The 26787-nt window shown below is 73.7% G+C and carries 21 protein-coding genes and 1 tRNA gene; 12 read left to right on the top strand and 10 right to left on the bottom strand.

What is annotated here, in order from left to right; translation table 11 throughout:
• The first annotated feature begins 4 nt into the window (after nt 1-4).
• Genes ABT084_RS12075 through ABT084_RS12055 form a run of 5 tightly spaced genes read left to right on the top strand, consistent with a single transcriptional unit; the run spans nt 5 to nt 3988 of the window.
• Nucleotides 5-1894, top strand: coding sequence for a sensor histidine kinase (locus ABT084_RS12075; protein ID WP_351041384.1), 1890 nt, complete (start codon nt 5-7; stop codon nt 1892-1894).
• Between the two features lie 40 nt (nt 1895-1934).
• Nucleotides 1935-2366 carry a roadblock/LC7 domain-containing protein gene (locus ABT084_RS12070; RefSeq protein ID WP_351041382.1) on the top strand — a complete coding sequence of 144 codons (432 nt, stop codon included), beginning with the start codon at nt 1935-1937 and terminating at the stop codon, nt 2364-2366.
• Nucleotides 2363-2806 (top strand): DUF742 domain-containing protein, encoded by a 444-nt coding sequence (locus ABT084_RS12065; RefSeq protein ID WP_502968903.1) that lies wholly within the window; start codon nt 2363-2365, stop codon nt 2804-2806. The genes ABT084_RS12070 and ABT084_RS12065 overlap by 4 nt, the downstream gene beginning before the upstream one ends.
• Complete coding sequence (locus ABT084_RS12060; RefSeq protein WP_351041377.1) at nt 2784-3419, top strand: GTP-binding protein; 636 nt, start codon at nt 2784-2786, stop codon at nt 3417-3419. The genes ABT084_RS12065 and ABT084_RS12060 overlap by 23 nt, the downstream gene beginning before the upstream one ends.
• Nucleotides 3416-3988 (top strand): GAF domain-containing protein, encoded by a 573-nt coding sequence (locus ABT084_RS12055; RefSeq protein WP_351041374.1) that lies wholly within the window; start codon nt 3416-3418, stop codon nt 3986-3988. Before ABT084_RS12060 ends, ABT084_RS12055 begins: the two co-directional genes overlap by 4 nt.
• Here ABT084_RS12055 and ABT084_RS12050 read toward each other — a convergent pair whose 3' ends face one another.
• The gene (locus ABT084_RS12050) at nt 3989-4933 is read right to left on the bottom strand and encodes a transketolase family protein (protein WP_351041588.1); all 945 of its coding nucleotides are present in this window, start codon (nt 4931-4933) and stop codon (nt 3989-3991) included.
• 31 nt (nt 4934-4964) lie between these two features.
• Nucleotides 4965-5666 (bottom strand): thiamine pyrophosphate-binding protein, encoded by a 702-nt coding sequence (locus ABT084_RS12045; protein WP_351041372.1) that lies wholly within the window; start codon nt 5664-5666, stop codon nt 4965-4967.
• 137 nt (nt 5667-5803) lie between these two features.
• On the opposite strand from ABT084_RS12045, the gene ABT084_RS12040 reads away from it, so the two are divergent.
• Together ABT084_RS12040 and ABT084_RS12035 are read left to right on the top strand one after the other, a co-directional pair.
• Nucleotides 5804-5880 (top strand) — tRNA-Pro (locus ABT084_RS12040).
• Between the two features lie 256 nt (nt 5881-6136).
• A complete protein-coding gene (locus ABT084_RS12035; RefSeq protein WP_351041369.1) occupies nt 6137-7036 on the top strand; it encodes a formylglycine-generating enzyme family protein in 900 nt (299 codons plus the stop codon).
• A gap of 76 nt (nt 7037-7112) precedes the next feature.
• Here ABT084_RS12035 and ABT084_RS12030 read toward each other — a convergent pair whose 3' ends face one another.
• Together ABT084_RS12030 and ABT084_RS12025 are read right to left on the bottom strand one after the other, a co-directional pair.
• Entirely contained in the window at nt 7113-9353 is a 2241-nt protein-coding gene (locus tag ABT084_RS12030) for a sulfatase family protein (protein ID WP_351041366.1), read from the bottom strand.
• A gap of 219 nt (nt 9354-9572) precedes the next feature.
• A complete protein-coding gene (locus ABT084_RS12025; protein WP_351041363.1) occupies nt 9573-10841 on the bottom strand; it encodes a hypothetical protein in 1269 nt (422 codons plus the stop codon).
• Nucleotides 10842-11164: 323 nt separating this feature from the next.
• On the opposite strand from ABT084_RS12025, the gene ABT084_RS12020 reads away from it, so the two are divergent.
• The 4 genes from ABT084_RS12020 to aspA all read left to right on the top strand — a co-directional run bounded on the left by ABT084_RS12020 (nt 11165) and on the right by aspA (nt 15906).
• Nucleotides 11165-11896, top strand: coding sequence for a FadR/GntR family transcriptional regulator (locus ABT084_RS12020; RefSeq protein ID WP_351041360.1), 732 nt, complete (start codon nt 11165-11167; stop codon nt 11894-11896).
• Nucleotides 11893-13332: an amino acid permease gene (locus ABT084_RS12015; RefSeq protein WP_351041358.1), complete on the top strand. Its 1440-nt coding sequence runs from the start codon at nt 11893-11895 to the stop codon at nt 13330-13332. The genes ABT084_RS12020 and ABT084_RS12015 overlap by 4 nt, the downstream gene beginning before the upstream one ends.
• A 92-nt stretch (nt 13333-13424) precedes the next feature.
• Nucleotides 13425-14441 carry an asparaginase gene (locus ABT084_RS12010; protein ID WP_351041355.1) on the top strand — a complete coding sequence of 339 codons (1017 nt, stop codon included), beginning with the start codon at nt 13425-13427 and terminating at the stop codon, nt 14439-14441.
• A gap of 55 nt (nt 14442-14496) precedes the next feature.
• Complete coding sequence (gene aspA / locus ABT084_RS12005) at nt 14497-15906, top strand: aspartate ammonia-lyase (protein ID WP_351041352.1); 1410 nt, start codon at nt 14497-14499, stop codon at nt 15904-15906.
• Between the two features lie 79 nt (nt 15907-15985).
• Here the strand turns inward: aspA and ABT084_RS12000 are convergent, their stop codons facing one another.
• The 4 genes from ABT084_RS12000 to ABT084_RS11985 form a co-directional block, all read right to left on the bottom strand.
• The gene (locus ABT084_RS12000; protein ID WP_351041349.1) at nt 15986-17362 is read right to left on the bottom strand and encodes a carotenoid oxygenase family protein; all 1377 of its coding nucleotides are present in this window, start codon (nt 17360-17362) and stop codon (nt 15986-15988) included.
• 64 nt (nt 17363-17426) lie between these two features.
• On the bottom strand, nt 17427-18941 hold the full coding sequence (locus tag ABT084_RS11995; RefSeq protein ID WP_351041346.1) for an MFS transporter: 1515 nt from the start codon (nt 18939-18941) through the stop codon (nt 17427-17429).
• 122 nt (nt 18942-19063) lie between these two features.
• A complete protein-coding gene (locus tag ABT084_RS11990; RefSeq protein ID WP_351041344.1) occupies nt 19064-21064 on the bottom strand; it encodes an ATP-binding protein in 2001 nt (666 codons plus the stop codon).
• A 95-nt stretch (nt 21065-21159) separates the two neighbouring features.
• The gene (locus tag ABT084_RS11985; RefSeq protein WP_351041341.1) at nt 21160-22380 is read right to left on the bottom strand and encodes a CopD family protein; all 1221 of its coding nucleotides are present in this window, start codon (nt 22378-22380) and stop codon (nt 21160-21162) included.
• Between the two features lie 192 nt (nt 22381-22572).
• Here ABT084_RS11985 and ABT084_RS11980 point away from each other — a divergent pair, with 192 nt between their 5' ends.
• Entirely contained in the window at nt 22573-24096 is a 1524-nt protein-coding gene (locus ABT084_RS11980; protein ID WP_351041339.1) for an MFS transporter, read from the top strand.
• A 66-nt stretch (nt 24097-24162) separates the two neighbouring features.
• Here the strand turns inward: ABT084_RS11980 and ABT084_RS11975 are convergent, their stop codons facing one another.
• Together ABT084_RS11975 and ABT084_RS11970 are read right to left on the bottom strand one after the other, a co-directional pair.
• The gene (locus ABT084_RS11975; RefSeq protein ID WP_351041336.1) at nt 24163-26052 is read right to left on the bottom strand and encodes a serine/threonine-protein kinase; all 1890 of its coding nucleotides are present in this window, start codon (nt 26050-26052) and stop codon (nt 24163-24165) included.
• Between the two features lie 164 nt (nt 26053-26216).
• Nucleotides 26217-26696 (bottom strand): peroxiredoxin, encoded by a 480-nt coding sequence (locus tag ABT084_RS11970; protein ID WP_351041333.1) that lies wholly within the window; start codon nt 26694-26696, stop codon nt 26217-26219.
• Between the last annotated feature and the right edge of the window lie 91 nt (nt 26697-26787).

Below are 26787 nucleotides of genomic sequence, written 5' to 3'. Positions count from 1 at the left end.
GCCGATGTCCGGACTCCGCGCCGCCCGCCCCCGCCACTCCCCGTCGAGACACGCCGTCACCGGTCCGGGCCGGCAGATACGGCCCCAGCTGATCCGCGCCGCCGTGCTGCCCACCCTCGCCGCCGGGCTCAGCGGCGCCGCCGCGGTGATCTTCACCCTCCAGCTCGGCGGTGGCGCGGGCGAGCGCGACGCACGGCTGTGGCCGGTGCTGACCGGCTGCGCCCTGCTCGTCGTCGGCGCGCTCGCCGCCGCCCTGCTCGGCGCCCAGCGCGCGGGCAAGGCCGTGCGGGACCGCTGCGAGGCGCTGCGCCGGTCCAGCGCCCGCGGCCGGCAGGAGCTGCGGACCGTCGCGGAGCGGCTGGAGCGGGGCGAGGAACCGCCCCGGCCGCCGCGCGGTGGCGCCGTGGTCGCTCCCGGGACCGGCGCCGGGCAGGAGCAGGTGGACGAATTCTGGCTGCTCTCCCAGGAGTTGCGGGGCGCCCGGGAACAGGCGCACGCGACGCTGGTGCGGCTGGCCGGGCCCGGGATCCCCTCCGACAGCGACCGGAAGGTGGAGGTCTTCGTCAACCTCGCGCGCCGCCTCCAGTCGCTGGTGCACCGCGAGATCTCGCTGCTCGACGACCTCGAGGACACCGTCGAGGACCCCGACCTGCTCAAAGAGCTCTTCCACGTCGATCACCTCGCGACCAGGATCCGGCGTCACGCGGAGAACCTCGCGGTGCTCGGCGGCGCCGCCTCCCGGCGTCAGTGGACGCGGCCGATCGACCTCAGCGAGGTGCTGCGCTCCTCGGTGGCGGAGGTCGAGCAGTACACCCGGGTGAAGGTGGTGCCCCCGGCGGGCGGCACGGTGCGCGGGCACGCCGTCGCCGATGTGGTGCACCTGCTGGCGGAACTCGTCGAGAACGCGACGGTGTTCTCCGCCCCGGACACCGATGTCGTGCTGCGGGCCGAGCGGGTCACCGCCGGGATCGCCGTCGAGGTCGAGGACCGGGGCCTCGGCATGCCGCCCGAGGAGCAGCACCGGATGAACGCGCTGCTCGGCGACCCCGACCAGATCAACGTCCGGCAGCTGCTGGCGGACGGCCGGATCGGCCTGTTCGTGGTCTCGGCGCTGGCCCGCAGGCACGGGATCGCGGTCGAGCTGAAGTCCAACATCTACGGCGGGGTGATGGCCGTACTGGTGCTGCCGCAGGAGCTGTTGGGCGCGGAAGCGCCGAGCGCGGCCGACGCGGCGGGCGGTTCGCGGGCCACCTCGTGGGGGACCGGGCAGCCGGCCTCCGGGCCGCCGCTGGAGCCCGTACGGACGGCGGCGGCGTATCCGGGGCGGCTTCCGGATCCGGGGGCGGGGGCGGGGTCCTACCCGGGGGCGGATGCGGATCAGGAGGGGCCGGCGGGGGCGTCCGTGGCGCCTGTGGTGCCGGTGCCGCCCTTGCAGCCCGTGCTGCCCGTGCCGCCCGTGCCGCCTGTCGAGGCGGTGGCGGTGGCGGTGCTGGAGCCCGTGGCCGACCCGGTGGCCGACCCGGTGGCCAAGGCGCCTGCCGAGGTGATGGCCGAGGTGATGGCCGAGCCGGAGCCGGTGCCGGAGCCCGCGGCGGAGTGGGTGGCCGCGCCGGAGCGGCTGCCCGAACCCGTGCTGATCACCACGGCGTTGCCCCCGGCCTCGGGCACGGCCGCCCTGTCCGCCGTGGTGCCCGCCGCCCGAGGCGCGGGCGGCCGCCCGCCGTTGCCCCGGCGCCGGGCCCAGGAGCACCTCGCGCCGCAGCTGCGCGAGGTTCCCGCACCGCGCCGCGCGGAAGCCGGTACCGGCGACGGCGAACCGCCCCTGCACGAACCCGGCTTGATGGCCGCCTTCCAGCGGGGCTTCGGTCTCGCCCAGTCGCAGGACCCGTCATGACGGTGCCAGGAACCACGACCCGCAACGAGGAGACGCTCCGATGACAGCCGAAGTCGCCGTGAAGACCACTCAACTCTCCGACTTGGACTGGCTGTTGGGCGGTCTGGTGCAACGAGTGCCCTTCACCCGCAGTGCCGTGCTGCTCACCTCCGACGGCCTCGTCAGCTGCGTGCACGGTCTCGACGCCGACGCCGCCGACCACCTGGCGGCGCTGGCGTCCGGGCTCTACTCCCTCGGCCGCAGCGCCGGTTCGCGGTTCGCGGACGGGGCCGAGGTCCGGCAGGTCGTCGTCGAGCTGGACTCCGCGCTCGTCTTCGTCTCGGCGGCCGGCGCGGGGACCTGTCTGGCCGTCCTCGCGGACCGGGAGGCGGACGCCGGGGTGCTCGGCTACGAGATGGCGATGCTGGTCAAGAGCGTACGTCCGTACCTCGCGGCCCCGCCGCGGCGCCCGGCCGCCGCCCCGGAGCGATGAGGCGGCGTGTCACGGGGGCGCGCACGGCGGAGCCGCGACCGGTGGGAGGCACGCGGGACACGCCCTGGCTCGACGACACCGCGGGCCGGGTGATGCGCCCGTACACCGCGAGCGGCGGCCGGACCCGCCCGGGGCTGACCCTGGACCTGCTCTCCCTGGTCAGCGCCACGGGCGTGCGGCCGTGTGCGCCGCTCGGCCCGGACCACAGCCTCGCCCTGCGCCTGTGCGCGGGCGCGGCGGCCGTCACGGTCGCCGAGGTCGCCGGGCAGCTGCGGCTGCCCGCCGTGGTCACCAAGGTGCTGCTGTCGGACCTGATGGAGTACGGGGCGGTCACGGCCCGCTCGCCCCGCTTCCCGGGCACCCCCGGGGTCCCCGGGATCGCGGCCGATGACCAGTGCCTGCTGAGGGCGGTGCTCGATGGCCTGCGCCGCAGGCTGTGACGCCGGGGGCCCGGCGTCCGTACCGGGCGGGCACGGCGCGCCGGTGACGCTGAAGATCCTGGTCGCGGGCGGGTTCGGGGCGGGCAAGACCACCTTCGTGGGCGCGGTGAGCGAGATCGAGCCGCTGAGCACGGAGGAGCTGCTGAGCGGGCTGAGCGAGGCCGCCGACCCGCTCGACGGGGTCGAGGCGAAGACGGCGACGACGGTCGCGCTGGACTTCGGGCGGATCACCCTGGACACCCAGCGGGTGCTCTACCTCTTCGGCACGCCGGGCCAGCAGCGCTTCTGGTTCCTGTGGGAGGAGCTGTGCGCCGGCGCGCTGGGGGCGGTGGTTCTCGTCGACACCCGGCGGCTCGCCGACTGCTTCGCCTCCGTCGACTTCTTCGAGCGGCGCGGGATCGGCTTCATCCTCGCCGTCAACGAGTTCGACGGCGGCCACCGCTACACGACCGACGAGATCCGCGAGGCGGTGGGCCTCGCGCCGGAGGTGCCCGTCGTGCGCTGCGACGCGCGGCTCACCGGTTCCGGCACGAGGGCGCTGGCCGTCCTCGTCCACCACCTGCTGTCCACGGCCGCCACGGCCACGTCATCCGAGTCGGGGGAACCGCCATGACCTACTACGAATCGACCGGGCACCTGCTCCTCACACCGGTGGACCCGGACGCGCCCGCGCGCGTCCTGCGGCTGCGCGAACTCGGCCTGGGGGAGCGGGTCGACACGGAGCTCGACGCCTTCGCGCGGCGGGTCGCGACGACCCTGGGCGCGCCGTACGCCGGGGTCAACTTCATCGGCGAGGACCGGCAGTTCTTCGCCGGTCTGCACCACGCCGCCGACGCCCCGGCGAGCGGCTATCCGGCGCGCGTGCTCGCCCGCGACCACGGGTACTGCCCCCATGTGGTGGTCCGGCGGCGCGCGCTGGTCCTCCAGGACGTACGGGACTTCGCGCGCTTCGCGGGCAACGCCGTGGTCGACGAGAGCGGGGTGCGCTCGTATCTGGGCGCCCCGCTGACGGACCGGCGGGGGGCCGTGCTCGGGACGGTGTGCGCGGTGGACGTGGTGCCGCGCCGCTGGGGGACGGAGGGACTGGCGACGGTCAAGGCACTGGCCGCGGAGCTGGTGTCCGTGCTCCACGCCCGGGAGGACGGGCTGCGCGCCCGGGAGGACGGGCTGCGCGCGCCGTGACTACCACCGGAAGAAGGAGCTGATCCGCTCGCGCAGCCCGCGCGGATCCAGGCCGTGGGCCGCGGTGTGTTCCTCGATCGTGCCGAACCTGCGCAGCTCCGCCCGGCCCACGCCCAGGCCGAGGACCCGGTGCGGGACCTCGATCAGGGCAGCGGCGGCCGCGCCGGCCGACGTACCGGCGAGGTAGGGCTCGACCAGGACCACATCGGCCGACCGGACGGTTCCGGAGGGCCCGCTCGCCCCGGCGCCGCCCGCCGCCCCGGACAGCGCCGGCGCGACCGCCGCGCGCAGGGCCGCTTCGTCGAAGGGCCGTACGGTCGTCGCGTAGAGCACGGTCACATCCATCGCCTCCGTGGCCGCGAGGACGTTGTCCAGCAGCGGTCCCACCGCCACCACCACCCCCGCGCGCCCCTCGCGCACCGTCAGCAGGCCGGCGCCGTCGACCGGGCGCGGGGCGGCGTTGGACTGCTCGGAGAGCCGGACGTACACCTTGTCGTCCCCGGCGGCGTACGCGTGACGCAGCAGCGCCTCGGCCTCGTCGGGGTGCCCGGGGACGTGGACGGTCCAGCCGTCCAGCGTGTCCAGCAGTGCCACATCACCCGGTGCCATGTGGGTGAACCCGCCCGCGGGCCAGTCGTACGAGGCGCTCGCGCTGACCAGGACCGCGCCCGTGCCCTGATGCCCGAAGTCCAGCTTGACCTGCTCGAACGGCCGCTCGACGAGGAAGCTCGCGAACGTGTGCACCACCGGCCGCAGCCCGGTCAGCGCCAGGCCGCCGCCGACGCCCACGAGCAGCTGCTCCCGGATTCCGACGTTGATCACCCGGTCCGGATGCCGCTCCTGGGCGGGGCGGAACCCGGCCATGGTGATCTCGGCGAGCGCCACGGCGAGCCGCGGGTCCTCGTCGAGCTGTTGTGTGGTGAAGGAGACGAAACGCTCCCGCATGGAGTTTCCCGGCACGATGTCCACGGATTCCTCAGCCCTTCGTCTCGACGCGGGCGACCACGGCGTGCGGCCGCCCGGGGTGGGGTGCGGTGAAGGCGGCGTGCAGCGCCTCGTGGTCCCGCCCGTCCACGGTGACGGCCGACCATCCGGCCGCCTCGAAGCGGGAGGCGATGCCCCCCGGCCAGCCGTGGGTGGCGGAGTCGTTGTCGATCACCACGGTGTGCAGGCGCTCCAGACCGGCGGCCCCGGCGTAGGCGATCGCCTCGTGATTGCTGCCCTCGTCCAGCTCGGCGTCACCGATCAGCACCCACACCGCCGGACCGTCGAGCCCTTGCGCCCGCAGCCCGAGCGCGCTGCCGACGCCGAGCGGCAGCCCGTGGCCGAGCGAGCCGCTGCCGATCTCCACGCCGGGGACCAGGGTGCGGTCCGGGTGGTGCCCGAGGGGGGACGCGTACCCGCCGAAGCCGGGGAGCCACTCGACGGGGAAGAACCCCTTGGCGGCGAGGACGGCGTAGTAGGCCATCGGCCCGTGCCCCTTGGACAGCAGGAACCGGTCCCGCCCCTGGTTCGCGGCGCTCCCGGGGTCCACGCGCAGCACCCGGTCGTACAGCACCCACAGTGTGTCCAGGGTCGACGTGGCGGCCGGCCCGTGCTTCTCGTCCCCGGTCATGAGCCCCATGAGCCGGTCCAGATCCTGGAAGCGGAATCCTGTGTCCGCAGTCGTTTGCGTCATACACCGATCGTGCAACCTCAACCGCGCTCGAGGTCAACCCCGCCCTGCCACGAAAGGTGCGCGCGACCACCACCCGAAGTGCGGTATCGTTCTCATGCACGAGCCGATCGCGACGAAAGCCGCAGGTCAGCGCGTAGCGGGACGTGGCGCAGCTTGGTAGCGCACTTGACTGGGGGTCAAGGGGTCGCAGGTTCAAATCCTGTCGTCCCGACCATGCTTTTAGCAGGTCGGAGGCCGTTCTCTCATGGATGAGAGGACGGCCTTTCGTGCGTCCCGGACCGGTGGGGCGTCCCTCCCGTGCGGGCCGAGGGCTTCGTCCTCGCGCAGACGAAGCCCGGTGGCATTTCATCCGCCGTACATGGAACGAGGGTTCCCCCTCCCCTAGTGTCGTCGCCATGGCAGCAGGAACGGCGGGGCCCGCACCTGGCGCCCCCCGCCTCCCGTCCTTTCCCCGTCCCGACGGAGCCGCCATGTCCGCATGCTGCACCCCCGGCCACGCCCCCGCCCCGACGCTCACCCTCGCGCCGCCGCCCCCCGCGCCGACGGCCTCCCGGCCGGCCCGGCAGCTGCTCACCCTGCCCGGTGGCAGCTTCCTCATGGGTACCGACGACCCGGAGGGCTTCCCGGCGGACGCCGAGGGGCCGATCCGCGAGGTGGCCGTGGAGCCCTTCCGGATCGCGGCCACGGCGGTCACCAATGCCCAGTTCGCCGCCTTCGCCACGGCCACCGGCTACACCACCGAGGCCGAGCGCTTCGGCTTCTCCTTCACCTTCGGGGCCTTCCTCGCCGACGAGGTCGCCGCGGTCTCCGCGCCCGTGGCGGCCGTCCCGTGGTGGCGGGCGGTGGAGGGGGCGGACTGGCGCCACCCCGAAGGGCCCGGTTCGCAGGTCACCGACCGGCGGAACCATCCCGTCGTCCATGTGTCCTGGCACGACGCCCAGGCGTACTGCGCCTGGTCCGGCACCCGCCTGCCCACCGAGGCCGAGTGGGAGTACGCGGCCCGCGGTGGCCTGGAGCAGCGCCGCTATCCCTGGGGCGACGAGCTCATGCCCGACGGGCGCTACCTGTGCAACATATGGCGGGGCGAGTTCCCGGTCGTCAATTCCGGTGCGGACGGTTACGTCTCCACCGCCCCCGTGACATCCTTCCGGCCCAACGGCTTCGGGCTCTACAACACGGTCGGCAATGTCTGGGAGTGGTGCGCGGACTGGTTCACCCCCGGCGAGGAGACGTCCCGGGCGATGCGCGGAGGCTCGTACCTCTGCCACGACTCCTACTGCAACCGCTACCGCGTCGCGGCCCGCAGCTCGAACACGCCCGACAGCTCGACCGGCAACATCGGGTTCCGCGTGGCCGCCGCCCCCGCGTAGGACGGCCCCCACCTGCCCAAGAGGCCGTTTCGGAGTGATCCGGAACGGCCTCTTCGGCGCGGGCGTGCGGGGGTGGTCAGGACGCGGTGACCCGGGCCAGGGCCCAGGAGGTGTGGTCGAAGGACGTCCGGTTGTTGGCGTCCTCGACCACCAGCCGCAGGACGCGGACGCCCCGTACGTCCAGGTCGACCGGGACCGGGCCGGTGGCCGCCGTCAAGGTGGGGGTGGTGAGGAGCAGGCGGTCGTCGCCGTAGACCTTGGCGCGGGTGGCGCCGAGGGTGCTCTGCTTGGCGGAGAAGTCGTCGATGCCGACCAGGGAAGTGAACCGTACAGCGAGGCCGCCGAGATGGTAGGCGATGTCGCTGGGCGCGTGGACGCCGAGGCCCTTGGGGTACGTCGTACCGCCGAAGGAGATCAGCGGGCCGTCGCCGGCGGCGTTCTTGCCGTTGGAGGCGTCGCGTTCCACCGGCCCCCAGCCGTTGGTGGCGCTGATCCAGGTGAGGTCGGAGAGGTAGGAATCGCGCGTGGGCGCGGGAGGCGGGGTCGGGACGGTGCCCGCCGCCGGGTAGCGGACCGGCCCGGCCGGGGTGAGGGCGGTGCCCTCCGCGGTGAGCTCCCACGGGGTCGCGGGCGCGGCGTCCACGGGCGGTGTGACCTGCCAGGAGGCGGTGAGCCGGGCACCGGCGGCGAGCTCCCCCGCCGTGGCCGGGGAGGCGGAGGTCACGGTCCATCCGGCGGGAGCGCGCAGGCCGAGGGCCGCGGTGGTCCAGGGCCGTGCGGACCCGTTGTCCAGGGTCGCGGTCACGGTGAACGCCTGGCCGGGGACGGCCAGGCGGGGCAGCGTCAGGCGGGTCCCGAACGGGGCGCGCGGATAGGTGTCCTTCCAGGAGGAGCGCATCAGCGCCACCAGTTCCGTGGCCTTGGAGGGGTTCTTGTCGAGGACGTTGCGGGTCTCGCCGAGATCGGTCGCCAGGTCGTACAGCTCCACCTGCCACTTGTCGTCGGGCAGATCGTGGTCGCGTACGGGGGCGAAGCGCACGGCCTTCCAGTTCTCCCGGCGGACCGCCTCGGCGAGCCAGGTGGCGCGCTTGTTGTCCTGGGCGTTGGCCCGGCTGGTGACTCCCGACTCGTCGCGGAACCAGTACAGGTGCCCGTGGCGCGCCGAGTCGGCGCTGCCGGCGAGCAGGGGAGCGGCGGAGAGCCCGTCCAGGTCGGTGGGGGCGGGGGCGCCGCCGAGCTCGGCGAGGGTGGGGAGGACGTCGGTCAGCGGGGTGGGGCGGTCGCTGGTGCCCCGCTGGACCCGGCCGGGGCCCCAGGCGATGAGGGGGACGCGTACGCCGCCCTCGTAGAGGTTGCGCTTGTAGCCGCGCAGCGGGCCGTTGGCGTCGAACAGGTCGGGGTTGACCCCGCCCTCCTCGTGGGGGCCGTTGTCGCTGGTGACGAGGACGACGGTGTCCTGATCCAGGCCGAGGCCGTGGAGCCGGTCGATCACCTTGCCCACCAGCGAGTCGAAGTAGGTGACCTGGGCCGCGTGGCCCTTGTCCGCGGCCGGCCAGCTCCGGGCGGCGTAGGCGCCGGTGTCGGGGATGTCGCTGGGGGCGTGCGGGACGTTCGGGGTGAGCAGCAGGAGGAACGGTTCGGCGGCATGGGCGTCGATGAACTCCAGGGCGTGCCGTTCGAGGAGGTCGGGGGCGTATACGGCCGTGGCGCCGCCCGCGTTGGCGGGGATGGGCTCCTTGACCCCGTTGTGCCAGAGGTACTCGGGGTAGTAGTCGTGGGCGTGGCCGTGGTCGATGTAGCCGTAGAACTCCTCGAAGCCGCGGGCGGCCGGATGGCTGTCCTGGCCGGCGGCCTCCGGCCCGAAGCCCCACTTGCCGATCACGGCGGTACGGTAGCCGCGCGCCCGGAGCACCTCGGCGAAGGTGGTGTCGGTGGCCGTGAGCGAGCCCTGGCCGCCGGAGGAAGGGTTGGCGCGGACCGTGGCGTGGCCGGTGTGGAGTCCGGTCAGCAGGGAGCAGCGCGAGGGTGCGCAGACGGCGGCGGTGGAGTAGGCATCGGTGAAGCGGAGCCCCTCGGTGGCGAGCCGGTCCAGCCGGGGGGTGGTGATCAACTTCTGGCCGTAGGAGCCGAGTTCGCCGTAGCCGAGGTCGTCGGCGAGGACGACGACGATGTTCGGCGGCCGGGTGCCGGAGCCCTCCGCCGTCCCCGGGGCCGCCGCTTCGGACACCGCCTGAGCCGACCCGGCGGCGGTGGCGGTGACGGCGGTCAGACCGAGCGTCGCGGTCGAAGCGGCCAGGAAGGTACGGCGGCTGGGCATGGGGGTGCTCCTCGGGGGCGCGTTCGGGTGCGCGTTCGGGTGCGGCCGGGCGCCCGTCGATCATGCGCGGCCGAGCCGGGCAGGACCATGCACGGAGCATGAAGAACGTGTGGCGGCACCCGGCGTGACGGACCCTCGGCGCGCCCCGGGCGGCCCGGCCGGCCGGGCCGTGGGGGAGGCGGCGGTGCTGGTGCCCCGGTCCTCGCCGCGCGCGGTGCTTCAGGGGGTGGGCGTGCCGGTCGTCCGTCCGTCGGTCAGCCGGGCCCGCCACTCGCTGACGTAGTCGTCGGGCAGGGACACCAGGCGGGCGATTTCCCCGTCGCTGCGCCCGTCGGACCAGGCCAGGATCCGCGTCACGGTGCGGTTCCGCGCGGCGCGGAGGTCCTTGAGCGTGTTCTCGAGGCGTTCGACGTGCTCGGCTTCGCGGACGAGCTGCCGGTCGACGGCGGAGCGTTCCTCGGCACGCAGCCGGCGCAGATGGGCGTCCAGGCCGGTCAGGACCAGGCCCTCCTCGTGCGCGGCGCTCTGGAACCCTTCGGCCAGGGCCGCCAGCAGGCAGTCCGGAACGTCGGCGAGAGTGGCTCCGAGGGGCTTGGCCGCCTCCCAGGTGCCCCTGCCCGCCTCGGTCGTCTCCAGCCAGGTGCGGGCGTCCGTCGGCGTGCGGTCGCCGCACGCCTGGGCGCGGTAGGCGTACAGGGCGGCGCGGTGGCCGTAGAAGGTGAAACCGTCCTCGATCCGCCGGTCGGCGGCCCGGCACAGCCGCCCCGGTACGCCGCCGTAGCCGCTCTCGGGACGGTAGTCGGCGTAGGCATCGAGCTCCGCGTCCGTGGCCAGGCCCCAGGAGGGGTCGCACAGGTCGGGGTTCACGGCGAGGAACGCGCCGACCTCGACGCGCCACGCCGGGGTCGGTGTCGTGTGCGGCCGGGGCCAGAGGAGTTCGCCGGAGGAGGTGACGGTGTGGGTCGTGGCCTCCTCGATGTCGTCCCAGGCGGTGGCGGCCTCGGCCGACCACTCCAGCTCGCCTTCCGGTCCGATCCGGTGGATGGAGTCCACGAGCCGCTGCACGGCGGGCAGTACGCGCAGCGCGAGTGCGTGCAACTCCTCGGCGGTGAAGAAGCGCCAGGAGCAGCCCCGCCGTTCGTCATGGGTCAGGTGGCCGAGCAGCTGCACCATGACTCCGGGTGCCGGGACGGCCCCGTCGCCGAGCGTCCTGCGGGGGAGGCCGGGGAGCCGGCGGCCGAGGTCCTCACGCGGGGCGCGCCAGTCGATGTCGCCGAACCAGACGGCGCCGCCGCGCGCGTCCACGGCCAGCCACTGGTGGTAGCCCGCTCCCGGGCCGTAGCGCCGCTCCCGCTGCTCGGCGTGCTCGTCGTGCCAGACGTATTCGGCGGGAGGCGGGTCCAGCTCCACGGCCATGAAGCCGTCCTCGGGGCGGTAGCCGGTGAGGATGTGGGCCGTTGCCGGTGCGCTGTCGTCGGCTGCGGTCATGAGGGGTGTCCTCTCGGTGGAACGTCAACCGAGGGGGAACGTAGTGCACCGCCCACCCCATAGTTTAACTTTCAGCCATCGCGTCCGATACTCGGACGCGCCGTGATCCCCGGCGTCGCGGTGCGGTCTACGCGCGTGCGGCCGTCGCCAGGTTGGCCGTATTTCATGCGGACTCCATGGTCCGTTCACCTCCGGCCGCCGTCGGCGCCGATCCGGCGACTCCGGCGGCCGGACGGACAACGCGCACCGTACGGAGCTCGCCGGGCCGGACCTTTCCGACACGGAGTCTTGACACCCTCCGGCGCACCCCTCAGGATCGCAGCGTGAACCTGTCAGACAGCCAGACAGGTGGCCAGGCCCCCCGGCGCGTCAGCGCGATGGAAGCGGTCTTCGGTCACCTGCGCAGCGCCATCGAGCGCGGTGAGTACGCCGTGGGCGACAAGCTCCCCTCCGAAGCCGAGTTGTGCCGGGTCCTCCAGGTCAGCCGGCCCGTGCTGCGGGAGGCGCTCCGCGCCCTCCAAGCCATCGGACTGACCGTCTCCAAGACCGGCAAGGGCACGTTCGTCCTGGCGAACACGGTCGAGGACCCCACCTTCGGCGACTACGTCGCCAGCGACCTGCTGGAGGTGCGCCGGCACGTCGAGATCCCGGTCGCCGGGTACGCCGCGCTGCGCCGCACCCCGGAGGACCTGGACCATCTGGGCCATCTGCTCGACCGGATGGAGCAGGAGACCGACACCACCGCGTGGGTGGCGATGGACACCGTCTTCCACCTGGCGGTGGCCGAGGCATCCCGCAACCCCGTCTTCCGGCGCGTCATCGAGGAGATCCGCGACGCACTGGCGCGTCAGTCGACCTTCCTCAACGAACTGGGCGGCCGGCGCGAGCAGTCCAACTGCGAGCACCGGGCGATCCTCGAGGCGCTGGCCGACGGTTCCGAGCACGACGCGGTGGAGGCCATGTCCCACCACCTCCTGCGCGTCGAGAAGACCCTCACCGACATCGTGCGCCCCCAGCGCGCGGCCACCTCCACGGAAGGCAGACCCGAGGCGTGAGCGAGCAGTTCCTCAAAGACGAGAAGCGCCCCACGACCCGTCACGTCGACGCCGGGGACACCGGCTACAGCAAGTCCTTGAAACCCCGGCACGTCAACATGATCGCCATCGGGGGTGCGATCGGCACCGGGCTCTTCCTCGGCGCGGGCGGACGCCTCGCCGACGCCGGGCCCTCCCTGTTCGTCGCCTATGCCGTCTGCGGGATCTTCGCGTTCCTCGTCGTGCGGGCGCTCGGCGAGCTCGTCATGTACCGGCCGTCCTCCGGCGCCTTCGTCTCGTACGCCCGGGAGTTCCTCGGGGAGAAGGGCGCGTACACCGCGGGCTGGATGTACTTCCTCAACTGGGCGACCACCGGCATCGCCGACATCACCGCCGTCGCCACCTACACCCATTACTGGCGCCTGTTCTCCGACGTCCCGCAGTGGGTGATCGCCTTCATAGCCCTGGCCGTGGTCCTCACCGTGAACCTCATCTCGGTGCGGATCTTCGGCGAACTGGAGTTCTGGTTCGCCATCGTCAAAGTCGGCGCGCTGGTGGTCTTCATGGCGATCGGGATCTTCTTCCTCGTGACCCGGCACCCCGTCGACGGCGCCGTCCCCGGCCCGGCCCTGATCACCGGCAACGGCGGGATCTTTCCCAACGGCCTGCTGCCCATGCTGCTGATCATCCAGGGCGTCGTCTTCGCCTACGCCTCCGTCGAACTGGTCGGAGTCGCCGCCGGTGAGACCGAGAATCCTGAGAAGATCATGCCGAAGGCGATCAACTCGATCATGTGGCGCGTCGGCCTCTTCTATGTCGGCTCGGTCGTCCTGCTGTCGATGCTGATGCCGTGGAGCAGCTACAGCGCCGGCCAGAGTCCGTTCGTGACCGTCCTCTCCCACATCGGCGTCCCGGCGGCCGGCGACGTGATGAATCTGGTCGTCCTCACCGCGGCCATGTCCTCGCTCAACTCCGGCCTCTACTCCACCGGCCGCATCCTGCGCTCGATGGCCGTCAACGGCTCCGCCCCGCGCTTCACCGCCCGGCTGAGCCGGACCCAGGTGCCCTACGGCGGCATCCTGCTCACCAGCGGCATGTGCGTCCTCGGCGTCGGGCTCAACTTCGTCGTCCCGGCGGAGGCGTTCGAGATCGTGCTCAACCTCGCCGCCATCGGCATCCTCGCCACCTGGGGCATGATCATGCTCTGCCACCTCCTCTTCTGGCGGAAGACCCGTGACGGTGAACTGACCCGCCCCGCCTATCGCCTGCCCGGCTCCCCGTGGACCGAACTCGTGACGCTGGCCTTCCTCGCCTCCGTCCTGGTCCTCATGTACGCCGACGGAGGGGCCGCGCGCACCACCGTGCTGTGCGTGCCGCTGATCGCCGCGGCGCTGGTCGCCGGCTGGTACGCCGTCCGCGGCCGCGTGGCGGACGCCGCCGGCAAGAGCGAGGGCTGAGGCGGACCCCGACCCGTCCCGCCCCCCGGGGCGGGCCGGGCGCGCCGCCCGCCACACCGGTCCGCGGCAACCCACCACCGAACGAGGCAGTGATGCGCAGCAGTCTCCTCGCGGACGCGCCCGCGATCCGCGAGCCCCAGCACGTACCGGTCGCCCACGTCACCCGGGGCGGCGTGATCGAGGGAGTCCACTACGGCTCCGTCGTCGTCCTCGACGGCGACGGCGCCGTCCGGTGGGGCATCGGCGACATCGAGGCCGCGTGCTACCCGCGCTCGGCCCTCAAGCCGGTCCAGGCCGTCGCCATGGTGCGGGCCGGGCTGCCGCTCGACGGCGCCCTGCTCTCCCTGGCGATGGGCAGCCACTCCGGCGAGGAGCGCCACCTCGCCGGCACCCGGCAGATCCTCGAACGGGCCGGCGTCACCGAGGACGACCTGCGCAACGTCCCCGACCTGCCGTACGCCGCGGCGGTCCGGGACGCCTGGCTGCGCGAGGGCCGCGGGCCCTCGCGGCTCGCCCAGAACTGCTCGGGCAAGCACGCGGCGATGCTGTACGTGTGCACGCTGGCCGGCTGGCCCCTGGAGAGCTACCTCGACCCGGGCCACCCGCTCCAGAGGGCGATCGCCGAGGTGGTCGAGGAACTCACCGGCCAGCACATCGCGAGCGTCACCGTCGACGGCTGCGGATCCCCGCTGTTCGCGATGTCCTTGTACGGCCTGGCCCGCGCCGCCGCCCGCATCGCCACGGCCGCGCCGGACACCGCCGAGCGCCGTGTGGCGGACGCCCTGCGTGTCCACCCGGAGATGGCGTCCGGCACGGGGCGGGACTCGGCCGAGCTTATGCGCGCGGTGCCCGGGCTGCTGGCCAAGGACGGATTCGAGGGCGTCCAGGTCGCCGCACTGCCCGACGGCCGCGCCGTCGCCGTGAAGATCGCCGACGGCGCGGACCGGGCGCGCATGCCCGTGACGGCGGCCGCCCTCGCCCGGGCGGGAGTCGAACCGAGGCTGCTCGCCGCGTTCGAGGGCGAGCCGGTCTCCGGCGGAGGCCGGCCGGTCGGCGGCATCCGGCCGGTGGCGGCGCTGCACCCGCCCGGCGTCCCCGCCACCGCCTGAATCCATCCCCTTCACCACCGTGACCCACCCACCTCAGGAAGAGGGCCGCCCACCCATGACCGCCGCCGCCCGCAGTGAACACGACCTGCTCGGGGACCGCGACGTCCCCGCCGACGCCTACTGGGGCGTCCACACCCTGCGCGCCATCGAGAACTTCCCCATCACCGGCACGCCCATCTCCGTCTACCCGCACCTGATCGACGCCCTCGCCGCAGTCAAGGAGGCCGCCGCCCTCGCCAACGAGGAACTCGGCCTGCTGGAGCCCGCGAAGGCCGCCGTGATCGAAGCCGCCTGCCAGGAGATACGTGGCGGCAAGCTCCACGACCAGTTCGTCGTCGACGTCATCCAGGGCGGCGCCGGCACCTCCACCAACATGAACGCCAACGAGGTCATCGCCAACCGGGCTCTGGAGCTGCTGGGCCGCGCCAGGGGCGACTACCGGCACCTGCACCCCAACGAGGACGTCAACCTCGGCCAGTCCACCAACGACGTCTACCCGACCGCCGTGCGGATCGCGACCGTCTTCGCGGTGCGCGGCCTGCTCGACGCCATGGCCGTCCTCCAGGACGCGTTCACCCGCAAGGCCGCCGAGTTCCGCGACGTCCTGAAGATGGGCCGCACCCAGCTGCAGGACGCCGTGCCGATGACGCTCGGGCAGGAGTTCTCCGCCTTCGCCGTCATGCTCGACGAGGACCGCTGCCGGCTCGCGGAGGCCCTCGGGCTCCTCTACGAGATCAACCTCGGCGCCACCGCCATCGGCACCGGTCTCAACGCCCCGCCCGGATACGCCGAGGCGGCCCGCAGCCGCCTCGCCGACATCACGGGGCTGCCCCTGGTCACCGCGGCCAACCTGGTCGAAGCCACGCAGGACTGCGGCGCGTTCGTCCAGATGTCGGGCGTCCTCAAGCGCATCGCCGTCAAGCTGTCCAAGACCTGCAACGACCTGCGCCTGCTGTCCTCCGGGCCGCGCGCGGGCTTCGGCGAGATCAACCTGCCGCCGGTACAGGCGGGTTCGAGCATCATGCCCGGCAAGGTCAACCCGGTGATCCCGGAGGTCGTCAACCAGGTCGCCTTCGAGGTGATCGGCAACGACATCACCATCACCATGGCCGCCGAGGGCGGACAGCTCCAGCTCAACGCCTTCGAGCCGGTCATCCTGCACTCGCTCTCGAAGTCCGTCACCCACCTGCGCGCGGCCTGCCTCACCCTCGCCGAGCGCTGCGTGGGCGGCATCACCGCCAACACCGCGACCCTGCGCGCCACGGTCGAGAACTCCATCGGCCTGGTGACCGCCCTGAACCCGCACATCGGATACACCGCCGCCACCGCCATCGCCAAAGAAGCCCTCGCCACCGGCCGGGGCGTGGCCGAGCTCGTCCTGGAACAGGGGCTGCTCCCGGCGGAGACGCTCGCCGCCCTGCTGCGCCCGGAGGCGATCGCGGGAACCGGAGCGGCCGGGGCCTGACCCGGGGACTCGGCTTCACGCACCCCGGCCTCGACCGCCGGGGTGCGGGCCACCGGGACCGCTTCGTACGGGCGGAGCGTCAGCTCCGCTGGTCCGTCAGGGGGTTGTCCGGGATCCAGGAGCCGTGGATGCCGGCGGGTACGCGGTGCGGCAGGTGGACGGTGGCGATGCGGTCGAGGCCGGCGGCGTCGAGGACCAGCAGCTGTGACGCGTTCTGCTTGAGGTCGGAGACGACGGTCAGCAGGTAGCCGTCGTCCTCGCACGTCGCCCGGGCCGCGGGGACGAAGACGGCTTCGCTCGGCAGGCGGGCGTCACCGACCTGGTGGATGCGGCGGGCGCCGGTGGTGCGGTCGTACTTGACGACGCCGTAGCCGCCGAAGCCCTTCTCGTCCGGGAAGGCGATGGCGTACTGGTAGCGGTTCTCGGCGCCCAGGTACGCCTCGTTGAGGGTCGGGAACTCCACCGGCAGGTCGTCGGTGATCTGCTCGTCGACGGTGCCGTCGGCCAGGTCGATGACCCAGCGGCGGGTGTAGGAGCGGGCCGCGGGCTCGGTGCCGCGGTCGGGCGCGCCGATCCACCAGTTCCAGGAGAGCCGGAAGCCCTCGCGGTCCACGGTCGGGCCCTCCAGGACGATGCGGCCCTGCCCGTCCTCGTAGGCGTTGGACACGTGCAGCAAGCTGCCCGGTTCGATGGAGAACCAGCGGACGCGCGCGGCGCCGTCGCTCCCGCGCGGCAGGACACCGATGCGCGAGGGCTGGGCGTCGCTCCAGCCGTAGGGGATGCCGGAGTGATCGGCGGGGGCGAAGGTGACACTGCCCTCGATGAAGACCACGTGGTGGCGGGTGAGGGCGAAGTCGTGCTTGAGCGAGGCGGTCGCCCCGGGGATCTCGGCGCTGTGGATGATCTCGCCCTTGGCGTCGGCGACGTAGTACGTCAGGAACGGCGGGAAGGGCGAGGACCCGAAGAAGTGGAGCTCCCCCGTGACCGGGTCCTCCTTGGGGTGCGCGGTCATGGCGCCGCGCAGCGTGCCGCCGAAGTCATAGGCGCCGACCGTGTCCAGCTCCGGGGTGAGCTCGAAGGGCAGGTTCGCCTCGCACAGGGCCAGCAGGCGTCCCCCGTGCTCGATGATGTGCGTGCCCGCCGTGCTGGCGGTCAGGTCGGGTCCGCGCTCGGTCATGTACGGGGCGCCCTCGAGGGCGGGGGTGTGCACCCAGCGGTTGCGGTACCACTCGGCGCGGCCGTCGCGCAGCCGGATGCCGTGGACCATGCCGCTGCCCTTGAACCAGTGGGTGGGGGTGACACCGGGCTTGGGGTTGTGTCCGTTGCGGAGCAGCCGGCCGGTCAGCTCGGGGGGCAGGGTGCCCTCCACGGTGAGCCCGGTGGCCGTGATCTCCTCCGCGACGGGGGTGTAGTGGCCGGTCAGGTAGGGCTTCTCGGCGGGGTTCGTGGTGGTCATGGCAGGGATCTCCTTCGGTGGGTGGGCATGGGTGCCCGGGGGCTTGGGGGCTTGGGGTGCCTGGTCAGACGGTCGAGGTGCGTGGCTCGGGCGCCGGCTGGGCGGCGGGCGTCGCGGTACGCGTTCCGGTGCGGCGGGTGAGGAGCGGGGTGAGGGCCGCCGTGGCGGCCAGCACCGCGGCCGAGACCGCGAAGGCGGCCCGGTAGCCGGTGGTGAGGGCCTCCAGATGGGCCTGCCGGGTGGCCGCGTGGGCGGTGACCGAGCCGGCCAGGGTGGCCAGGGCGGCCAGACCGATCGCGCCGCCCACCTGGCGGGTGGCGTTCACCAGCCCGCCGGCGAGACCCGCGTCCTTGCCCGGGACGCCGTCGACGGCGAGTGCGGTGAGCTGTACGAACGCGATGCCGAGGCCCAGGCCGATCAGGACGCACGGACCGAGGAGGTCGGCGAGGTAGCTCCCGTCGGCGCTGATCCGGGACAGCCAGAGCAGCCCGGCGGCCTCGGTGAGCAGGCCCGCGACCACGGCCGTACGGGCGCCGAGCCGCCGGGCGAGCCGCGGCGCGAGAGAGGCACCGAGCATATTGGCGGCGGCGAGGGGGAGTTGTCCGGCCCCCGTGGCCAAGGGGCCGTATCCGAGCACCTGTTGCTGGTAGAGCGGCAGGAAGAAGAACAGGGCGATCCAGACGGACCCCAGCAGGGCCGTCAGCAGGTTGCCCGCGGCGACCTGGCCGCCGGCGAACAGCCGGGCCGGCACCAGCGCGTCCGGCCGCCGGAGCTCGATCGCGACGAAGGCCGCGAGCAGCACGGCCGTGGCGCCGAGGGCGCCCAGTACCGGGGCGTCGGCCCAGCCGGAGCCGCGGGCGGTCGTCAGGCCCCAGACCAGGCAGGTCAGGGCGAGGGTGACGGTGAAGGTGCCCAGCACGTCGAACCGCCCGGCGCTCGGTACTCCGTTCCGCCCGGGGCTCCGTACGCCGTCGCGCGCGGGCGACCGGGGCACGAAGCGCGCGACCGACGCCAGGACCAGGCCCGCCCCGAGCGCGACCGAGTGGAAGATCCAGGGCCAGCCCCATGCCTGGGTGAGCGCACCCCCCAGCAGGACGCCGCACGCTCCTCCCGCGCCGGAGACCGCTCCCCACACGCTCAGCGCCCTGCCGCGCCCCGGGCCGGAGGCGGCCCGGTCCAGGGCCAGGGCGAGCGCGGCGGGGGCGATGGCGGCGGCGCCGAGGCCCTGGAGGGCGCGGGCCGCGATCAGTACGGGGGCGGAGGGGGCCAGTCCCGCCGCCAGGGAGGCCAGCGCGAACAGGGCGAGTCCGGTGAGGAGCACCCGGCGGCGCCCGAGCAGGTCGGCGATCCGTCCGCCCGCGAGGAGCAGCGCCCCGAAAGCCAGGCCGTAGGCGTTGACCACCCAGGTGGTCCCGCCGTCCGACAGGCCGACTCCGGCCCGGATCTGAGGGAGCGCCACATTGACGTTGGAGGTGGCGAGCATGACGGTGAACTGAGCCGCGGCGAGCGCCGCGAGCGCGGCTCCCGGCCGTGGGGTCCGGCCCGTCGCCCGGTCGGTCTGTGTACGTACTGCGTTCATGGCGCACAGACTCGCGCCGCCCGGTGTCCACTCTCCAGGTCCGGCGGGGCCGGGCACTGTCCACCGCTGTCCGCACCTGTCCACCGGGCCGCCCGCCGCCGGGCTCGGCCCCGCCGTCGCCGCTATCGGGGGCCGTGCAACTCCTGGCGCCACAAGGCCTCGCAGAGCAGGTCCAGACCCTGGCGCAGATGGCGGCGGTAGGTGCCGTACGGCAGGCCGAGGCGGCGCGCGGCGCCCTCCTGGGTGGGCGCGCCGGAGAAGTACCCCGCGGTCAGGGCCTCGCGGGCGCGCACCCCGCGCGGGTCGCGGCCGAGGTCGTCGACGGTCTGGCGCATCAGGATGCGCAACTCTCCCGCGGGATCGCCGAGATCGGCCGCGAGTCGGGTGCGCAGCAGGGCGCAGGCAGCGAAGGCGCCCGCGTCCCCCCAGTGCGTCAGGGCTTCCCGCACGGCCTGGTCGAACGCCGTGCGCGACAGCGGCGAGGGTCCGGACCGGACGGGCTCGGCGGGGGCCGATATGAACTTCATGAGCCAGGCCTCGACGGGGACGTCCCGCCAGTCGACGCTGAACAGGCCGTAGGTGTACGCGCCGACGCGCGGGCGTGCCCCGGTGTCGTCGAGGGTTCCCTTGACGCGCGCGGCCCAGGTCTCGGCGTCCCGGTAGACGGCGAAACCGTAGGCCCTGCCGGGCGCGCGGGCCGCCTCCGCCTGGGCCCGGGAACTGCTCAAGTCGGTCACCCGCGAGGGGACTTGGTACTGCTCGGGGTAGACCGTGAAGCGGCTCACCCCGATGTGCTCGCCGGGTTTCACCGGCGCGGTGGCATCGGCGTACTCCCACGCGGCGGCTACCACGGGGTCGGTGGCCAGGTCCCGGGGATCGGGAGGGTACGGCAGCGCCAGACGGGCCGTGAACGCCACGATCCGGCCCGTGCTCACGAGACGGTAGACGCTGAAGGCCTGCGGCTGGCGCCGCGCCCAGTAGCGGACCAGCTCCGCGGAGGCCGGTCCCTCGGTCTCCGCGGCCATGCGCAGCACGGCGTCGAGGTCGGCCGGGTAGAGCGGCCGGTCGTGCACTTCGTCCTCGCGGGACCAGGTGCGCAGCCGGGAGAGGGTCTCGCCCTCCCGGAAGAGGTAGAAGAGTTCGTCGGTGACGGTCCACACCCGCTCTTCGGGCGCCTCGCGCAGTACGCGCAGGAATTCGTCGGTCAGGCGTCGGCGCATGGCCGCGAAGGCGTTGGGCGCCCGCCAGCGCAGGTCGGCGGCGAGCGTCTCGCGCGCGGCGTCGTGCGGGTGGAGCCCCCGGTGCGTGGACTCCATGAAGGGCAGGTCCCTCAGCCAGGAGAAGAGCGGATGGGCCTCCTCCTCGGGCAGTACGGCGGCCAGCAGTTCCTCGGAGGTCGAGTGGGCCTGCGCCGCCACCTCCAGGGCGCGGCGGTGCGCGGCCGTGGGAACCTCGCCGACCAGCCCCGCCAGCAGGGTGCGCAGGACGTCCGCCGAGGGGGCCCAGATCTCCTCGCTGCCGCAGCCCGCGGATCCCGCCGCGGCCGCGAGGGAGAGGGCCAGGGGGTTGCCTCCGGCGAAGCGGATGACCCGGTCGCGCAGTTCGGGCCGGATGTCGGCCGCGACCAGCAGGCTCCGGGCCTGTTCCGCCGAGAACGGCCCCAGTTCGCTCACGTACAGGAGTCCGGACCAGGCCGGGTCGGACGTCCACTGCGCCTGCGGAGCGCGCCGTCCGCCCAGGACGACGAGCGTGTCGTTCGCGGCGCGGGGGAGGAAGTGGTGCCACAGCCAGCTCTCGAGCCACTGGCAGTGCTCGAAGGAGTCCACGAACAGGACCGTGCCCGCCTCGTGCAGGAACGGACCGGCGGCGCGCTCGAATGCGGCCGGGTCCCGGCTGACGAACCGGCCGTCGAGCTCGATGAGCGGTCGGCCCGCCGCCCGCGCGCGGTCCGCCAGGCGCCGTAGCAGCGTCGACTTCCCGATGCCGCCCGGCCCGTGCACGTAGAACGCGAACGCTGCCTCTTCGTCGCCCGCCAACGCGGCCTCGAAGCAGGCGAGTTCGTTATCCCGGCCGATGAAGGACCGTACGCGCGCCGCGCTCAGTCTTTCCCCTACGGACCCCACGGCGGCTCCCGTTCCCTCTGTCCGGCCCGAACCGCGCCCTGTCGGCCGTCAGTTTGTTCGAGTGGTGGGAGATTCTAACGGGAGCGGGAGCGGGATCAGGCGGAAGCGGGCGTGGAGGCGGAGGGGGAGGCGGAAGGGGAGGGAGAAGGGGAGCCGGGGGCGGTGGCCGTGCGCCGCGCGAGGGCGTCGGAGGTCCGGACCGTGACGTACAGGGACGCCGCCAGGGTGAGGACGAACAGCGCGCCCACGGCGAAGACGCTGCCGCTGGAGACGGCGGCCGGGTTGCCCGCCTCGGAGCGGGCGGAGCCGCTGAGGAAGGGGACCACGGCCAGGACGGCGGCCCCGAGGGCGACTTCGCCCCACACGACCTTCGGGAAGTGCCGCAGCGTGAGGTGCAGGAGCGAGGACGTGTCGTCCTGCGCGCGGGCCTTGGCGATGCGGGGCATCAGCCAGAACTGGTTGGCGCCGCCGGCCGCCACCATGGCGAGCACCAGCAGGATCTTGGCGAGCAGGAAGAGCCCGTACGTCGTCGTCCACAGCTGGCTGACGGCGCCGACGTGCTTCCAGCTCAGCCACAGCCCGGAGGTGAGGACCGCGCCGACGCAGACGAGGGCGACGAGGGAGAAGCGCCGCCAGATGTCCGCCCACAGCAGGCCCGCGCCCTGACCCGGCAGGCGGCGCGAGGTCGCGAGGGAGGCGAGCACGGCGAGTCCGCCGACCCAGACCACGCCGCTGATGATGTGGAGCTGGCCGGACAGCAGGTCCAGGACCTTGTCGCCGTTCTTGGGCGCGGTGGTCGGTACCGCGCCGATGAGCGTGACGGCGAGGCTCAGCGGCAGGGCGGTGAGCGCGAGGGCGTTCAGGTGCCGGCGTGCACGCGGCAGGAACAGCGCGGCCAGGGTGACGGCGGCGGCGAGGAGTACGACGTTCTGCGCGATGTGGACCGCGCCCTGGGCGATCCACGCGCCCTTGGCCGCCGGCGCGGTGAGGAAGTCCCCGATCCGCGCGGGGGAGAGGGAGTCGCCGAACGGCATGCCCTTCCCGGCCCGGGCCACGCGTGCGGCGAGCTGGAAGTAGCCCGCGACGAGCAGGACGACTCCGGCCCAGGCCAGGTAGCGGGCGCTCTTCCGTTGGAGGACCTCCACGTCGGCGGCGTCGCTCGAGGGGGCGCGGAGCGCGGGGCGTACGGAGACGGCGTAGGTCACGGTGGCGCCGATGGCTCCGGACAGGCCGATGAAGTAACCGGCCTTAGTGAGGACGCGCCAGAGGGGAGGCGTGCTGTAGCCGGCCGAGGCGGCCAGATGGAGGAGCGACATGAAGGGAAGGCTAACCTAACTCGCCAAGAGCTCCGTGGGGGCAAATGGGACATGGTTGATTCTTTACCTAAGGGTGAAAGGTGAGTCAGGGTTGCTTCAGATGAGACAAATTTGTATCGTTTGGGACTGTGGGGACTCGCTGAGTGATGCCTACCTGTGCCCGGCCCCCCGCACCACCCGAACGGACACCCCATGCGCACGCCCCCGCAGGACCCGCGCCGCTGGATCGTGCTCGCGATCCTCTCCGGCAGTCTCCTGCTCATCTCGATGGACACCACGATCCTCAACGTGGCGTTCCCCTCGCTCGTCGGCGACCTCCAGCCGGGCGCCGTACAGCAGCTGTGGATCATCGACATCTACGCGCTCGCCCTGTCCGGCCTGCTGGTCACCGCGGGCGCCCTCGGTGACCGCTGGGGACGCAAGCGGCTGCTGATGGCGGGCTTCGGCATCTTCGCGGCGGCCTCGCTCATCGCCGTGTTCTCCACCGAGGCCTGGCACGTCATCGCCGCCCGCGCCCTGCTCGGCGTCGGCGGCGCGGCGATCATGCCGTCCACCCTGTCCATCCTGCGCGGTGTCTTCACCGACGCCAAGGAGCGCGCCTTCGCCCTCGCCGTCTGGGCGGCGGTCTTCGGGGGCGGCATGGCCTTCGGGCCGGTCGTCGGCGGCCTCCTCGTCCAGGACTACGGCTGGCACTCCGCCTTCCTCCTCAACCTCCCCGTCGCGGCGGTCATCGTCGCGGCCGGACTGCGCTACCTGCCCGAATCGCGCTCGCCCCGGGCCGCCGGCCGCTGGGACTGGTGGGGCGTCGGCCAGTCGATCGTCGGCATGCTCGCCCTCGCGGGCGGCATCAAGCAGCTGGGCAAGAGCGGCGTCGCGGACCCGCTGCCCTGGGCGCTGCTCGCCCTCGCGGCCGCCCTGCTGACCGTCTTCGTACGCCGCCAGCTGCGCCTGGACCGTCCGCTGCTCCAGGTCCGGCTGTTCGCGAGGCCCGCCTTCAGCGTGGCCGCCACGGCGATCTTCCTGCCGATGGTGGGCATGGGCGCGATCCTCTTCCTGGTCACCCAGTGGTTCCAGTACGGCCAGGGCTACACCCCCCTGGAAGCGGGACTGCGGCTGCTGCCCGCTCCGCTCGCCCTGATCTGCGCCTCGATGGTGGCCCCCGCCCTCATGCAGCGCTTCGCGATCCGGCACGTCCTCGGCGCCGGGCTGGTCGTGCTGGCGGCGGGCATGGCGCTGCCCTGGACCGTCCAGCGGTTCACCGACCTCGGCTACCCCGCCTTCGCCGTGGCCCTGACGGTCATGGGCCTGGGCGCGGGCATGGCCACCACGGTCGCCTCCGTGACCCTGATCTCCACGGCGCCCGCGGACGAGGTCTCCAGCGCGGCCGCGATCGAGGAGACCTGTTACGAACTGGGCTCGGCGATGGGCGTGGCCGTCCTCGGCTCCACGGCCGCCGCCCTCTACCGGGGCAACCTCCCGGTGCTCGGCCTGGACGCCCCGACGCTGAGCGCCGTACAGGACTCGGTGGGCGAGGCCGCGCACACCGCGGAGCGGCTCGGGGGCAGCGCCGGCCAGGCCCTGCTCGACGCCGCCTCGCACGCCTACACGCTGGCCATCACCCCGGCGTTCCTGCTGGCCGGGGGCCTGGCTGTGGTCGCGGCGGTCACGACGTGGGCGCTCATCCCGAGGGACCTGCGGCCGACCGAGAACCACTAGGGCGTCGCGTCTCGTCCACGCGGCCGGCGACGGCCGCGGGTCGTCCACGCGGCTGCGGGCGGGCGGCTATTGGTAGGCGGCGCGCACCGGGACGCTCTCCGTCGTCGGGCTCTGGTCCTTGCGGTAGTCGGCGGTCCAGACCGGGTGGGACTGGTCCGGGTCGCCGTACACGGCGCCGCCGCCGTCGCAGAAGTAGTTGAGGCGCTGACCGGCCAGTACGGAGGTCGCGCCGGAAGCGAAGCCGCAGGTCTCGCCGTTGGCCAGCTCGATGATCAGAGTGGTCGCGGCCGGGCCGCCGGGTGCGCGGAACGCGTCCTGGGGGAGCGGCTGCGTCAGGGTCATGCGCCGCATGCGGCGCGCGTTGCCGTCCAGGCAGAGGAGCACCTCGGCGGGGCCCTCGCCGGGGGCGAAGCAGGGGTCGAGGATGGTGCTGCCGGTCGTGCAGCGCCAGGCGTCGGTGCGCGGGGTCTTGCTGGAGGCCGTCCAGCAGGATCCGTCGATCTCCCCGGTGATCGTGATCCCCTCGGCGGGTTCGCCGCCGGCCACGGACCAGGGGGCGATGGTGTGCACCGCGGTCCGGGTGAGGGCCGGGGCGACGGCGCGGCTCGGGGAGGGCGGCGGGCTGCTCGCGGAGAGCTGGGCGCCCGGGCTCGCGGCCGGTGCGGAGGGGGTCCGCGGGGCGCTGGACGCCGTACCGCCGCGCCGGGCTTCGGGGGTCCGCGACGACGCGGCCGTCTGTCCGTCGGCCGGTCCGGACGGGAGCAGGCTCAGGCCCAGCCCGACGACGCCGCCGAGCGCGGCGGCCGCCGCGACGAACAGCCCACGGCGCAGCCAGATTCCGCGCGGTGTCGGTGTCGGTGCGGGTGCGGGTGCGGGTCCCGGTGCGGGGGCGGTGCCGGGGGTGGCGCCCGTCAGGGGGCCGGTGCTCCAGGCGGGGTCCTCGATCGAGGGGATGTCCCAACGGGCCGCGATCAGGGCGTTGTCGACGGGTACGTCTCCCACGCCGGGTACGTCGGCGACGCCGGATACGTCTGCGACGCCGGATACGTCTGCGCCGCTCACCGGCGCGGGCGCCGCCGGGGTGGTGCCGACGGGCAGGACCGCCGTGTCCGCCCCGCCCAGGAGACGGGCGGTGACGAGCGCCAGGGCCCCGGACATCGGCCGCTCGCCGGGTTCCTTGGCGAGGCAGGCGACCAGCACGCCGAGCAGTTCCTCCGGCACGCCCTCCAGGTCGGGCTCCTCGCGCAGCACGCGGTACGCCACCGCGTCCGGGGCCCCGGTCCCGAAGACCGGCCGGCCGGTGGCCGCCGAGGCGATGAGCGCGCCCCAGGCGAAGACGTCCCCGCGGCTGTCGGCCGCGCCGTCGCGGTACTGCTCCGGGCTGATCCAGCCGGGGGTGCCGGTCATGACGCCGGTACGGGTCACCGCGGTGCCGTCCGTGACGTGCGCGATGCCGAAGTCGAGGACCCGGGGGCCGTCCGGGGACAGGATCACGTTGGCCGGTTTCAGGTCCCGGTGGACCACCCCGGCCGCGTGGACGGCGGCCAGCGCGGCCGCCGTACCCGCCGCCAGGAGGTGCAGCCGGGCCCCCGTCAGCGGCCCGTGCGCGGCGACGTACTGGTGCAGGGTGGGGCCGGGTACGTACGTCGTGACCAGCCACGGCGCGGCGGCGGCCGGGTCCGCGTCGACGAGGGGGACCAGGCACGGCCCGGTGACCCGTCGCAGCACGCCCACCTCGCGGTGGAAACGGGCCCGGAACTGCGGATCGGCGGCGAGCTGCGGATGCACCGTCTTGAGGGCGACCCTGCGGCCGGCGCCGTCCACGGCCGCGTAGACGACGCCCATGCCGCCCGCGCCGAGCCGCCCCACGAGGCGGTACGAGGCGATGCCCACCGGATCGCCGGGCAGCAACGGGCCCATCACGGCGGACGCGAGGGGCACGGCAGGGTCGGGCACAGGAGACACGGCAGGCACGGCAGGCACAGCAGGCACAGCGGATCCATCCCCCACGGTCGACGACCCTCACGCACGGGGCACGCTACCGCCCGGCCGCGGGCCGGTCCGCCGGACCGGCCACCTTCACCCGCGGGCGGGAAAGAAGGGATCCCCGGGCGGACGCCCTACGCGAAGGCGGCCAGCTGCCGGGCGAGCGTGGAGACGCTCTGGAACGTCGCTCCCAGCAGGGCCACGTGCTTCCAGTGCAGGGTGCCGTCCGGCGCGATGAGGAAGACCGACCGGCGCAGGCCGATGCCCGGAGCGCTGACCCCGAACGCCCGCGCGACCTCGCGTCCGGTGTCCGCGAGCAGCGGCATCCGCAGTCCGTGCCGCCGGGCGAAACCCTCGTGGCTGTCGACGTCCTGCGGGCTGATCCCCCATACGGTGGCGCCGAGTTCGGCGAACTCCTCGAAGCCGCTGGAGTACGAGCACAGCTGCTTCGTACACACGGCGGTGTTGTCGCCCGGGTAGAACGCCAGGACCACGGGCTTGCCGCGCTGCGCGCCCAGCGAGAAATCACGCCGCTCGAACGCGTCGCCCACCAGCTCGCCGCCGGGCAGGGTGAAGTCCCCCACCGCGGATCCCACTTCCGGTGCTGCCGCCACAACCGTCTCCTCGGATCGTCCCGCCACGCCTTCGTCTGCGGCGCAACGGTACGCGGCCCTCCGCGCGCACCGGTCGGAGCCCCCGCTCCGG

It is taken from the genome of Streptomyces sp. NPDC002138 (genome assembly GCF_040296485.1).
In the GTDB taxonomy this organism is placed as follows: Bacteria; Actinomycetota; Actinomycetes; order Streptomycetales; family Streptomycetaceae; genus Streptomyces.
Note: the sequence above shows the minus strand (reverse complement) of the source record. Positions and strands in the feature narration are given on the sequence as shown.